This window comes from Nanoarchaeota archaeon (assembly GCA_018897155.1).
GTDB lineage: Archaea > EX4484-52 > EX4484-52 > EX4484-52 > LFW-46 > LFW-46.
Window position 1 is genome coordinate 52,777 of record JAHILE010000040.1, and the last position, 12,718, is coordinate 65,494.

Annotated in this window: 13 protein-coding genes and 1 tRNA gene; 4 read left to right on the top strand and 10 right to left on the bottom strand. The window is 38.0% G+C overall.

What is annotated here, in order from left to right; translation table 11 throughout:
• Positions 1-4 precede the first annotated feature (4 nt).
• The 8 genes from KKB09_04770 to KKB09_04805 are packed head-to-tail and all read right to left on the bottom strand — an operon-like array spanning position 5 to position 4,603.
• Positions 5-523 carry a hypothetical protein gene (locus KKB09_04770; protein ID MBU4300505.1) on the bottom strand — a complete coding sequence of 173 codons (519 nt, stop codon included), beginning with the start codon at positions 521-523 and terminating at the stop codon, positions 5-7.
• Between the two features lie 13 nt (positions 524-536).
• Positions 537-1,244 carry a hypothetical protein gene (locus KKB09_04775; protein ID MBU4300506.1) on the bottom strand — a complete coding sequence of 236 codons (708 nt, stop codon included), beginning with the start codon at positions 1,242-1,244 and terminating at the stop codon, positions 537-539.
• A gap of 9 nt (positions 1,245-1,253) precedes the next feature.
• Positions 1,254-1,721: a hypothetical protein gene (locus KKB09_04780; protein MBU4300507.1), complete on the bottom strand. Its 468-nt coding sequence runs from the start codon at positions 1,719-1,721 to the stop codon at positions 1,254-1,256.
• 4 nt (positions 1,722-1,725) lie between these two features.
• Positions 1,726-1,935 carry a hypothetical protein gene (locus tag KKB09_04785; GenBank protein ID MBU4300508.1) on the bottom strand — a complete coding sequence of 70 codons (210 nt, stop codon included), beginning with the start codon at positions 1,933-1,935 and terminating at the stop codon, positions 1,726-1,728.
• Positions 1,936-1,973: 38 nt separating this feature from the next.
• The gene (locus KKB09_04790) at positions 1,974-2,195 is read right to left on the bottom strand and encodes a hypothetical protein (GenBank protein ID MBU4300509.1); all 222 of its coding nucleotides are present in this window, start codon (positions 2,193-2,195) and stop codon (positions 1,974-1,976) included.
• An 18-nt stretch (positions 2,196-2,213) separates the two neighbouring features.
• The gene (locus KKB09_04795) at positions 2,214-4,169 is read right to left on the bottom strand and encodes a hypothetical protein (GenBank protein MBU4300510.1); all 1,956 of its coding nucleotides are present in this window, start codon (positions 4,167-4,169) and stop codon (positions 2,214-2,216) included.
• Positions 4,170-4,179: 10 nt separating this feature from the next.
• On the bottom strand, positions 4,180-4,452 hold the full coding sequence (locus tag KKB09_04800; GenBank protein ID MBU4300511.1) for a hypothetical protein: 273 nt from the start codon (positions 4,450-4,452) through the stop codon (positions 4,180-4,182).
• A 1-nt stretch (position 4,453) separates the two neighbouring features.
• Positions 4,454-4,603, bottom strand: a complete 150-nt coding sequence (locus tag KKB09_04805) for a hypothetical protein (protein MBU4300512.1) — start codon at positions 4,601-4,603, stop codon at positions 4,454-4,456.
• Between the two features lie 560 nt (positions 4,604-5,163).
• Between KKB09_04805 and KKB09_04810 the strand changes: the two genes are divergently transcribed.
• The 4 genes from KKB09_04810 (at position 5,164) to KKB09_04825 (ending at position 8,481) form a co-directional block, all read left to right on the top strand.
• Positions 5,164-7,416, top strand: coding sequence for a CDC48 family AAA ATPase (locus KKB09_04810; protein MBU4300513.1), 2,253 nt, complete (start codon positions 5,164-5,166; stop codon positions 7,414-7,416).
• A 6-nt stretch (positions 7,417-7,422) separates the two neighbouring features.
• Positions 7,423-7,851: a hypothetical protein gene (locus tag KKB09_04815; GenBank protein ID MBU4300514.1), complete on the top strand. Its 429-nt coding sequence runs from the start codon at positions 7,423-7,425 to the stop codon at positions 7,849-7,851.
• Positions 7,852-7,884: 33 nt separating this feature from the next.
• On the top strand, positions 7,885-8,154 hold the full coding sequence (locus KKB09_04820; GenBank protein MBU4300515.1) for a hypothetical protein: 270 nt from the start codon (positions 7,885-7,887) through the stop codon (positions 8,152-8,154).
• A gap of 149 nt (positions 8,155-8,303) precedes the next feature.
• A tRNA-Thr gene (locus KKB09_04825) sits at positions 8,304-8,481 on the top strand.
• Positions 8,482-8,792: 311 nt separating this feature from the next.
• Here KKB09_04825 and KKB09_04830 read toward each other — a convergent pair.
• Together KKB09_04830 and KKB09_04835 are read right to left on the bottom strand one after the other, a co-directional pair.
• Positions 8,793-10,973, bottom strand: a complete 2,181-nt coding sequence (locus KKB09_04830; protein ID MBU4300516.1) for a DEAD/DEAH box helicase family protein — start codon at positions 10,971-10,973, stop codon at positions 8,793-8,795.
• Positions 10,966-12,717 carry a site-specific DNA-methyltransferase gene (locus tag KKB09_04835; protein ID MBU4300517.1) on the bottom strand — a complete coding sequence of 584 codons (1,752 nt, stop codon included), beginning with the start codon at positions 12,715-12,717 and terminating at the stop codon, positions 10,966-10,968. Before KKB09_04835 ends, KKB09_04830 begins: the two co-directional genes overlap by 8 nt.
• Position 12,718 lies beyond the last annotated feature (1 nt).

A 12,718-nucleotide genomic window follows, 5' to 3' on the forward strand; every position in this document is an offset into this window, starting at 1 on the left:
AAAATCATCCCCTTGTTTTCAATACCACTTTGGCAACGTCGCCGTTTGGAAGAGCGATGTACTCAAAGGACAAAACATTGAAACCGGTAGGGCCCATACTGGGCATTCCATAACATCCCGAAACCCCGAGAAGTGGTGGGCAGAGTACGGAATGTTCTACATAAAAATCATATGTTGTAATAGATAGTTCCATTAACCACCCAAAACAATCCACAGGTTTCACAGAGTCTGTTTTCCCTCCGTACTCTATTTGAACCACGTCGCCTAAAAAGCTGTTTGTTTTCCCTTCGCCAATACCTATTGCTAACACATCCCTTAAAGGCAGTTTTGTATTCGGTGCGCAATCCGTGCTTTCAAGTATGCTGTGAAGCGCATATTGTGTAGTTTTGCTCTTATCATCATATAATAGTGACGTTACTTTCAGATAAGCCACAATTGCTATTATCACTATGAATATCAGCATTATAACCAAAAGCCATGGCGCAAGAGGCTCAGTCTGTCCGCACCTTTTTTTGTTATTCATATAATCATCTAACTTAGCTACAGGCATCATCAAACCCCACTGTTTGAAGCGATTTATCACATATTTTTGAACAAAAACATTTTGTATAAGGGCATTGAATGTCGCAAAGGCATAGCGGATATCCATCTGCGTAAAAATCAGTTCCTGAATCCGCGTCCAATATTACTTTTATTGATGCAAGAGCCATTTTATCATCGCTATTTACGACGCCGGAAAATCTTAAAAAATTTCCATCACTGCCGTAATTATAAGGGGATGGCATAAGCGTTTCGAACCCGAGCGGCCCTCCAACAGTCGAATATAAAAAAAAACCGCGATCCGAAATGCAACGTTTAGTTATTCCGCGAGCATGCGTATTATATGCATAATCAATATTGTTGTTGTTCTGAAAATACCACGTATCGGTCCCGCTTTTGACTTCAATATAATACAGAGAGCCGGGCAGGTCCAGCGGTTCCGATGTTCCGGCGCAAACAATGCTATTGTTGTACTTGTCGAGAGCAGTCTTGTTAAATACAAATTTTTCTGTTGATCCTTTTACGTCATTCAAATTTATGCACGGAGCTGACAAAAGCTTTTCTGAAAGCGCTATTGAAGATCCGCGAGTTTCTATATCTCCTATAACCGTCTTTGCCCATACAAATATTACAATAAGCGCAACTGCGCAAGCAGTGCCTATGATGACGTAAATTGCAGACATTAAATTATCAACAAATTCCATTATATCCCTCTAGCAAAAAGATTCTTGAAATACTGCATTGCAGCAGGCAGTACCTTGGACACAAACTTCGACAAACGGCCGGCATGAATCAGCCGGATCTTTTTTCTTAATAACGCAAAATGCACGGGCTTCAATTGGCGTAATTATCTGCTTTAGCTCCGCTGTGTAGTGGCTCATTTTAAGCTTCGGCGTTAATGCTTCAATAGTGATGGCATCGCCGGAGTACTGAACTTGTATTGAATCTTCATCAATTTCCACAGTATAATTTTCATCATTCGGCAGTTTATATATCGCAATGCCGTTTTCAGCCACAGATATTTGGACGATGGTGTTTCTTAGCCCCATTATGGCAAGCTCTGTTTCGCCCCGCTTGTCTGCAAAAACATTGGCTGTTGTGGAAAGGGCAAATACCAATATGACAACCACTATAAGAAGCGCTCCGATACCGTTTATAACATTTCCAACAATGCCTTTCAAAAAATCACCAAAAGCTCAAAAGACCGGCGCATGCAGACCAGTCCCATCTCAGGCAATCCAAAATTTTTGCCGTTCTTTCAGCAACAGGAATTGCCGGACCCATTGCTGCGCTGATAAAGTAAAAAACAATCACTAAAAGTATTATAAATATAAGCAGCTGCCGGATACCGTCTATAGAAAATACAAACGCGCCCTTCCGCCTTGAAAAAATCATACTATTATATTATATCAAAGGCTATTAATATAAGTTCTCTATAGCAGCCAGCAGAGCGGCAGGCACTTGACAAGGCCATTCTCAGGAATACATTTGCCGCAGTCTGAAAGAGACTTGAACATGCCTGTTGATTTTGTCAAAAAGCCGGAATTCGTATTTACAAAAAACAAAATTACTAAAACCGCCATAATCAGGCCCAGAATTATGATTATGGTTGTTGAATTCACCTCTACCTGGCCTTTAGGTGATTTTGAGTTCATAGAAGTCCTCGATTGCGTTCAGGCTTTTGGCTGACATACCGCTAAGACATTATTCCAGATACATGCAGAACATTTCGGGCAATTTGTCTTGGTATTGTATGTCGGAGTTCCGCACAGATCGCCGCATTTGCTTACACAGGTTTCTAAAACCCATTTACATAGGCTTGAACAAACATCACAATATGTCTGGCTAGTGCCCGCATATTCCGCACAATTATATCCGCAGGAAAAGAACGCCACGCTCTTTGACCATGTAACCGGAGTTGCCAAATTATCTGCGCTTGCAGATGTTGCTAATGTGGCGCTGACCGATGTTTCAAGCAGAGGCACTGTCGGCGAATCCTCTTTAAGGAGAACAAATGAGTAATTCCTTGACGCACTTACCGGAATATTTATATTATCGCCGCCCAAAAGAGCCAAATCCTTTGCCCCTAACTTTGCGCTAATATGATCGCTAACTTTTATCGCTGCCATGGTACCCGTATTTTTTACAGTGACGTTAACAATGCGATCACTGACGAGGTCTTCATAAATTCTTGAAACACCGATTTTTTTGTCTTGAATATATACATTCGTTATCTCAAGCTTTGGCGCTTTGCAGCTTCCATCTGCGCATCCTGTTAAGCAGGAATCATCTGCCTTAGTAGTATATTTACAGCCCGTCACAGTATCAGAATATCCAGAATCGCTCGGGCCTGAAAGGACATAATCACCGTCACATCCACCAGTTTGCGATGAACACGACCAGGTAAAATCTTTTTCAATATAATTTATTATGTATGGCTTCGTATCAAATGTTTTTATGCAAAGAACGTTTTTGCCATCCCCTTGGCGCTCAACACGCAGCGTATTTTTTCCATCATTAAAGCCGCCAACTCCGACCTTAGGCAGATCAAACAGAATTTCTTTAGGATTTGCGGGATTAATTTTCTTCCCTGCAATAACTTCCACAGTATTCAGCTTAACCACAACATGCGCGGGATTCCAAATATCGCTTTCAAATATCGCGCCCATTTGCTTTCCAGGCCCAAACGGCAGATCTGCGTCAAAAGTGACTGCCGGGCAAGTCCATGAAAAACTAACATCACGATCTGCTGTTTCAATTCCGCGTTTTACGTGAATTTTCAAAGTATACCCGCCATTATACAAAGCTGCCACAGGCACTCTAAAACTATAAGACGCCATATTTTCGATGCAAGCAACAAGAGGACCTAGATTGCATTTTTGTTCAACCCCTCCTTTCCGTAATATAACTGTTAGACCGTCCACGGGGTTTTCAAGTGGTCCCATACCCACTTTAATTTTAACATATACTTGTTCTCCTGCTTTTACTGAAGATATTTTAATGTCACAATTCACATCTGAACAAAGAATAACGCGATTTACGCCCGTTTCTTCTTCCGCTTCTTCTTCATCTTCCTGAATTGGTTTCGCGCCTTTGTCAACCAACATCGTAATCGGCTTTGACGGGTAATTATCTGCGCTGACAGTTAGCGTCACATACCCCTGCTGAATGTTTGTGGTGCTTATTGTACCTTGATAAACTCCAGGAGTTGTGGTTTCATCGAACGCGTCCGTTATGTATGGCCCTGTTATTGTTCCGCCGGTAATCGGAGCGCCATTATATGTCAGTGCGATGTTTATTATATTCTCCCCCTCGCCTAGTTTCTCCGGATAAGTTGCTTCAATTGTCTTTGCCAGATGATCTAAAAATTCCCTGCAGGTCTGATCATTCATCTGCGGGTCTTTTACCGTCAAACATGCGGCGCCTGTCGGATTATCATTGCACACTTTTGTGCAATAATCTATTTTTGAAGAATTGCTTCCAAGTGAGGGATCTGTGCCTTTTATTATTTCTTCCGTTCCTGTTGCTCGCCCGTTTAGGATAATATAAATAATTGCAGAAATTGCCAAGAGCACGATTATGTAAATCACCATATTCATTGAAACTTCAAACGTGCCTTTGCGTTTCATAAACACACCATCAACATACCGTCATAATCCCTTTAGTTACGCAGTCGCCTCCAAAATCGTCCCAAACACAGCCGTCTCCATAAATCTGCTTGCAAGTGTTGCATCTTTCCTGGCATATCTGGGCTTGAATCACATTGTTCGCATTATCTGAAGTGGCTTGATTTCTTTCATCTGCCTTATTTGTAGAACTGCTGAAAACCAGAAGGATTACCACGGCAACTGCCAGCGCAATCACTATTGCAATAATAATCCACATAGCCTGGCTTGTTCCTTTTTTAAACATGTCATACCCCCGGAATATGGATGGTTTTCAAAACCATTATAATTGACCTGTCGCGCATAAAAAATAACATATACACCAACACAAGAAGCACAATCAAAGCAAGAACCCATTTTATAATGGTTTCTATAGGCATGCTGAAACCCTTTTTCATAATTAATTTATGTGCGAGCTTATTTAAATAAGCATTCACAATAATTTATATGCGAAAGGGAATTGAGACCGAACGGCTCACAAATGTTGGAATTGCCATTGCATTGGTTTCGCTGGTACTTATTTTTGCATACACTTTGATGAAAAAACATCTTGGGTGATTGAATTCGAAGTAAAGGGCTTTCAGATATTTTCAAGACGCTAGTATTCGTAATACTTGCACTGATAGTCTTTGTTATTGTTTTATATCTGAGCGGAAATCTTGGAAATATGATGAGTGATGGATCAAAAAGTTTAATAGAGGGGCTGCCCGGATGAAAAAGCATTTAATAAAAGGAAGTATTGATTGGGGAATGATTATAAAAATAATACTTGCATTGATTGTATTCGTGGTTTTTTTCACAATCATGACACAAACCCAAACAGGATCCAAGGATAGCGCGTGTGGTGGTTTGCTGGAATCCTTTAAAGCATACGTTTATGAGCCGCTGGGAATACCTCCCCCGACAAAATTGTGTTAATACTTGAAGTCTATAAAAATCTTCTTCAACAATTATTCGCATGCCTGAAAATAATAAAGAAATCACACTGCGCGTCGCAGAACTGCCGTCAAGCCAGCAGTCAGATATCGGGATAGGTATTGCAAGAATGGACTTGCGCAGGATGGCTGAACTCGGCGTAAGAGAAGGTGAAGTCATAGAAATTGAAGGCTCTCGCAAAACAGGCGCCATTGCTTACAGGCCATATCCTTCTGATTCTGGCCTTGACATAATCCGTATGGACCCTTACCTTCGAAAAAACGCAGGGACTTCAGCTGGAGAAAAAGTGACGGTAAAAAAAGGAGAGTACAAAGAAGCAAAAAAAGCAGTCATCTGTCCTGCGGAAAATGTTTCTCTTGTTCCTGTGCCTCAATTAAATGACCGCGTCAAGCTCCGCTTAATCGGGCGCGTCCTTACAAGGGGGGATATTATTTCTTTAGTCACGCGAAAAATGCAGCTGCCCGGCTCAACCGCAGAAGTTGCAGTTGACATTCCGCTTCCTTTTGAAACAAAATTTGTGATTGCGAATACAGAGCCCAAAGGAGGTATTGTAAAAATAACCGAAATTACAGAAATCGAAGTACTTTCAAAAGCAGTTGAAGTAAAGGATGAAGCAGAAGTGCCTTCAACAAGCTATGAAGATGTCGGAGGATTAAAAGAGGAGCTGAAAAAAGTCAGGGAAATGATAGAGCATCCGCTCAAGCATCCGGAAATATTTGAGCGCGTCGGCGTAAGCCCTCCAAAAGGCATACTCCTGTACGGCCCACCCGGAACCGGAAAAACGTTGCTTGCGCGCGCAATCGCAAGCGAATGCGGCGTAAATTTCATATCTCTTGTAGGCTCTGAACTTGTGGAAAAATTTCTCGGCGATACTGAAAAAAAGATACGCGACCTGTTCGATCAGGCTGCAGAAAAGGCACCAACAATAATATTTGTTGATGAAATCGATGCAATAGCGCCAAAGCGCGGCGAAGTCAACAACTACGACCGCTTCGTCACTCAGCTTCTTGCATGCATGGACGGCATGGAAGACCGCGGACAGGTTGTAGTAATTGCCGCAACAAATCAGATATCTGCCATAGATCCTGCCCTGCGAAGGCCCGGGCGTTTTGACCGCGAAATAGAAATCGGAGTCCCTAACAAAGACGGCAGAAAAGAAATTCTGCAGATCCATACAAGAAATATGCCGCTTGCAAAAAATGTTGATGTTGAAAAAATAGCAAATATAACCCATGGTTATGTTGGGGCTGATTTATCTGCGCTTGTCAGGGAGGCTGCCATGGCCGCGCTTAGAAAAAAGGTTTTCCCGAAAATAGATGCAAGCCAAAAAGAAATAGATATGAAAGTTCTTGACGCGCTGGATGTTGACATGGCTGATTTTGAAGACGCTTTAAAAATTGTAGAGCCAAGCGCAATGCGCGAGGTGTCTATAGACATTCCAAACGTTTCTTGGAATGATGTGGGCGGCCTTGACAAAATCAAGCAATATTTGAATGAAATGGTGGAGTGGCCGCTGAAGCATCCGGAAGCATTTACAAAAATGGGAATAACACCTCCAAAAGGCATACTTCTTTACGGACTGCCCGGAACCGGAAAAACATTAATTGCAAAGGCCGTTGCGCATGAAGGCGGCCTAAATTTCATATCTGTCAAAGGCCCGGAGTTGCACTCGAAATGGGTAAATGAATCAGAAAAACATATACGAGATCTTTTCAAACGTGCAAAGCAGGTGGCCCCAGTCATTATTTTCTTTGATGAAATCGACGCCCTCGCCCCAAGAAGAGATGCGCATGGAAATGAAATGTTTAACAAGCCGGTTGCACAGCTCTTGACAGAACTTGATGGTCTTGAGGGATTAAAAGGTGTCATAGTTATTGGTGCAACAAACCGGCCGGACATGCTTGATCCTGCACTTTTGCGCCCGGGAAGATTTGACAGGCATGTCGAAGTGCCTCTTCCTGACAAAGCTTCAAGAAAGAAAATATTTGAAGTCCATCTTAAAGGCGTACCTATTGACAAATCTGTTAAGACAGATGCACTTGTTGCAAAAACAGACGGTTTTGTCGGTGCAGACATCGAAGCCCTTTGTAGGGAAGCCGCAATTGTCGCCCTTCGCGAGGACATAAACGCAAAAGCAGTTACTGAAAAGCACTTTAAAGAAGCTCTATCTGTTATGAAACCATCAACTACAAAAGAAGATGCTGAAAAGTTCAAAAAACGCGTTGAAAAAACATCAAAGATAAAAGCTCCAGAAGACATAGCATACTTAGGGTAGTTTCCGATGGAATTAAAAAGCAGCCATATTGCGCTTGCCGGAGTAATTATTCGATTTGGAGATCAGTTAATTATTACGCCATCGCATTTCTTAGTGGCCGCATCAAAAGACAAATGGCTTGTTTGGTCAAACAACCTTACAGCCAACATATCCACAACCATTATTATGGTCGCGCTCTTCGCGATGCTATGTATTAACAATAAGACAAAGATAGCTGGCGCAATACTGAGCATTCTTTTTGGCACCTGGTTCATAACAAGCGGCCTTGTTGGTGTCGGCCTTAGTGCAGTTCTTTTTTTGCTGGCATATCCGATGCAATTCACATTCACGTTTACGCCAGCAATCCTTTTTATTGTGGCTGGCTGGCGATATTTGAATAATGAAAACGCAGAAACTACAAAAAAGATTGCGGAATTAAAGTCAAAAATCTTCTAAAAAGCATAAATACTTTGGAGGTTCATAAACAGTATGGCAGAATACCCGAACATTACGGAAACGAATTACTTTACAAATCGTGCGCTTGAGAATGAAAGTGGTGAAAAAAACGGCAAAATCATTATGTGGCGCGTTAAAGGCAAAGAAAAATTTCATTATGCTCTTAAATGCCCGTATTGTGGCGAAACAACAGAACGTGATGAACTTTTTGAAAAAAAACCATATAGGCCGTGGTGCGACAAATGCGGTAAGAAAGTAATGGTTGAGAAGATTAAGGCAAAAAAGGAGAAACATAAAAAATAATATTTGGCTATTAAAGGTTTATTTTTCAAGCTTTGCTTGAAAATCGTCTCACTACGTTCGAAGCTTTCCATGCTTCGCCTGTAAAAGATAGAAATCGCGAATTGAGCGATTTCTTTATAAATTTTTTTCAATACTATATTGAGAGTTAGGCCTCGGTAGCTCAGCTCGGTGGAGCGCGTGACTTGTACGTTAATACAAACGCGAGACTCGTACGCTCGTGATATGTCTTCAAAGCAAAGATATCACGCGGTCGAGGGTTCAAAAACAGGATTTTGTTTAAAGTGGATAACATCTCAGCATTTCCTGTGGAACTTCCCTCCCGAGGCTTAAACTATTTTTTAAGCTTTTTTTGTAATTGTAAAGCACATTTGAATAATAAAATTACTTGAAAACCTGAAGAATTTACTTAATTTTTCATTATTTTTTATAAAATCGTGGGCAGAATACCCACAAATTTATTTGTGGGATGAATGCCGTGCCTCTTTTCAGTTTTTGTGCGAGAGGCAGAAACAGTAAAAACATTTAATAGAGTTTTCTGTTCATTCTGGCTCATTAGAGCAATTGGGACTAAGTATCAAGGGGACAATTTTAATTCGTAGGGGAGGGAGCGACCTGTTTTGTTCTTTTACAAAAGCAAATTATAGTTTTAAGAATTTCCAGTCCGATAAGTTATTCTCATCATAATTGTATCTTTCATTATCGTTATATCTACAACTCTCATCTTTAAAGATAATAATCCCGCCAAATAGCTTTTTATTATGCTTTTGATTTTGTGTTTTAATGTATTTGCTTAGTGCTTCTGCTTTTTCTTTAGCGACTTTTGCGGTTATTCCACTTTTAGTATCAAAAATACCTATTCTTCCATCATCAAGCATAATTACAAAATCAACATAAAATCCTCTTTCCACACCTGCATCGTCTTTATATTTTACTGCAAGGTATTTTTTATCTGATTCTCCGTTTTTGAACCACCATTTAACAGAATTTTTTGGATTTTCAAGTAGTTTTATGAAATCTTTTTCTGGCACACTTTCGGCAGAAATAAAATAAGGTTTCATAATTGCTTTTTTATGTGGCAATTCTTTGTATTTGCTGTTATAAGTTATTAGTTTGGGAACATTCCAGACAAGATGCTCTGTTTCTCTTTGTTCTGGCAATCCTCCAACAATCTTGAGTTTGTATTCCTCTTTTGCTTCATTAATGCAATCAGTAAATAACTGATTATTTTCTTCTCCTAAAATTATCTTTTGAGCAAAAGTTTCATCTTCGATTTTTATTACTTTTTCAAAAAACTTATAGAGTGCTGTTCTTATTCTTCCTTGTGAATCAGCAGGAGCAAAAGGAGTACAGCTTCCTCTTACAAATAAGTCAAATCTATGTTGTAATTCAACAGCACTTAACTTAAATTGCATTTCTCCTTTATGTTCTACTGTTTGAACTTTATCTAAAACCAATATTTTTCCATCAACCATTATTTTAGTTACGAGAGATTTTGGCTTTAGATTTATTTTCTTTGCAAGTTCGCTTTTTTGTGCAATTTCTAAGAATAATTTTGTAAATTCTCCAGAAAGTCTTGTCTTTTCTCTTTGTCTTATGAGATAGATTGAATTAAGATCAATATTGCTATATAATTCTTCTCTTCTTTTTGCTTCGTAAATTGTGATATAATCTTTAGCGACTTCTTCAGTTATGTTAATGTCAGCAAGATTTGTGAATACATAACCTTTATTCAATTCTTCAGTTTCATAATGCTTAAACTCTGGCATTCTCATTATTCTGCCTACTGTCTGAATGGTAAAGTCCATACTTTGCATATCTCTGAACATTACCAGAATGTATGCTCTTGGACAATCCCAACCTAATGCTATAGCTTGTTTGAAAATAAGAACTTGAACATCGTTATCAGGCATTTCAATATTCTCAAGGTTGGTTTTTTCTTCTGATAAATAAATCCCTAATTTTCCGTTTTCTGTTGTTATTTTGAATTTATCTCTTAAAATTCCCGTAATCTGTTCTTGCCTGTCAATAACTCCTGTCTTTTTATCAGGAAGCTGAATTAAAATTAATGGATTGATATCGGATTTTTCTTTTTCTAATAGTTTAAGCATTTCCTGTCTTTTCTTTAAAGCACATTCAATAACTAATTCATCAGGAGATTTGTCAGAAACTTTTCCTTTGTCTAATTCTGGATTTATGGCAATTTCTTTCTTTATCATTCCCTCTTTTCTTACATCTTCAAATTCTACAAGAACATTATAAAAAGAATGAATGTGCGGAGTAGCTGAAACTTCCAAAATTACATCGGGATCAATATCATTTATTAAATTTCTTGAAGTTTCTGTTTTAGCAGTAAAGTGACTTTCGTCTATAATTAAAACTATTTTTGTGCCGTCTTCTTTCGTGTTTTCAATAATTTTAGATAAATTTCTTTCCTGTTCATTTTCTCTAATATAAACATTATCTGTTTTGTTTATGCTTTCCCAATTCAAGAACAAAATTTCATCTGGCTCAATTTTATTACCTACTAAATCTTCAAAAAATTTACACTCTATCGCTCTTGTCGTAGAATAATATTTATCTAATTTTTCTTTACTTTGTGTATGTAATTGTCTTGGAGCTGTCCAAATAAAAGCGATTTGCTTTCCATCGTCTCTTCTATCAACAAGTCTTTTAATAAATTCGGCCACCATTAAAGTTTTACCAGAGCCTGTCGGAGATTTAAAAACTAAAGTTTCTCTTGAATCTCGATTTAGTAATTCGTTAATCTGTTCTTTTAGTTTTAAAATTGCTTTCTCTTGATAATCTTTAATTTCAATCATTCTTGAAAACCTTCCTATAAACTTTTAAGATTGTTTCTGGAATAGGACATAAAGTAACTTTGTTTTTAATGGTTTTAAATTCCTTTGTCGGCACAGAATCATCATGCGAGAATACATATACATGGATTTTTCCGTTTATTTTTTCTGCTTCTTTGACAAATTCATCAATATACTCGTCATCAAATACTATTCCTAAATGCAGTTTATCATTTTTGAAAATCTTGAATTTCTTTGTGTCTTTGACTTTTTCAAAAGTATTTTCCTTAATGCAAAGCATTTCTGTGCAGTTATCAACCAGTTTACGCTTGTTTTTATCTGTTTGCTCTGCTTCAACAAAATCTGTTTTATAATATTTGAGATTACCGCCAAGACCTTCGATTTTTTCGTTAGATGCGTTAGTATATCCTTTAATTATTTTTTGTATTCTTGGATAACATACATCTGAGCAAATATTGCCTTCATTATTAGTGCATAAAATAAATGATAAATCTTGATTGAGTTCATCGTTTAGTTCCATTACTGCATGGCCTGTAGTTCCTGAACCTGCCATGAAATCTAAGACAACGCCTTTTTCTGGACAAGAATATTTAATTAGTTCTTTAAGTAATTTCTTAGGTTTTGGATAATTAAATAATTGTTTACCAAATATATTTCTAAGCTCCTTTGTCGCAGCTTGATTTAAATCAGATTGCATTATTTTTATTCCATTTTCGTCTTCTTCAGAATCAATGGCGACTTTTTTTATAACCGATGCTTCTATCCATGTTGATAAAGGTTTAAAGTTAGATTTTAACTCGTTTGCAAACCGTTTATATTGTGGTGTTCCGTTCTCTTTTTTTGGAAAGATTACTTTACCTGCTTTAATCTCATTTAACATTCTAACTCTCTCAAAACGCCAAACCCTGCTTGGATTAGCAGGATAAACCTTTCCTGTTTTAGGGTCGGTTATATCATAATATAAATTAGGTCTTTCATCTTTTGTTTTACCGCAAGTAAGATCTCCTGCTGTCCAAGGGCCCCTAGGGTCGTTATTAGGATTCTTATAGTTGCTTAAATCTTTCTCTATACCAAAAAGAGAGGCTTTTTCTGATTTTTTATAGCAAAAAATATATTCATGGTCAGTTGATACTAAATTTTTTGGATCATTTGCTCCACTTCTTCTTTTCCAAACAAAATTAGCTACAAAATTGGTCTCTCCAAATATATCCTCACAGAGTAGTTTTAATTGTGCATTTTCATTATCATCAATCGAGATAAAAATAATTCCTGTATCTTTTAGTAGATTTTTAGCAAGAGCTAAACGCTTACTCATAAAAGAAAGCCATTTACTATGTCTATATCCATCTTCTTTATCTACAAATTTATCATTATACTTAAAATCCTTATTTCCTGTGTTATACGGTGGATCTATATAGATAACATCCACAGAATTTTTATGTGTGAAATTAAGAACAGCAAGTGAATGGTAATTATCTCCTTCAATTAAAAGATTAACTGGCTTGTCTTTATCTGAATTTATCTCTTTATCTTTTACTTCTGCTAAAACTGGAAACTTATCTTTACTTTCTGGGCTAAATTCTTCTTTAGTCTTTTCGCCTTCCCAGTTAATGAATAAGTCAAAATCTTCTTTAGTTTTCTCTCGTTCCCAAACTAAACCGTAAGTTTTTTGCTTCTTTAAAGCCAAAATTTCTCTTATGAGCTCCTCTTTTGACCATTCAATGTAATTTCTTTTTCCATTAACCATT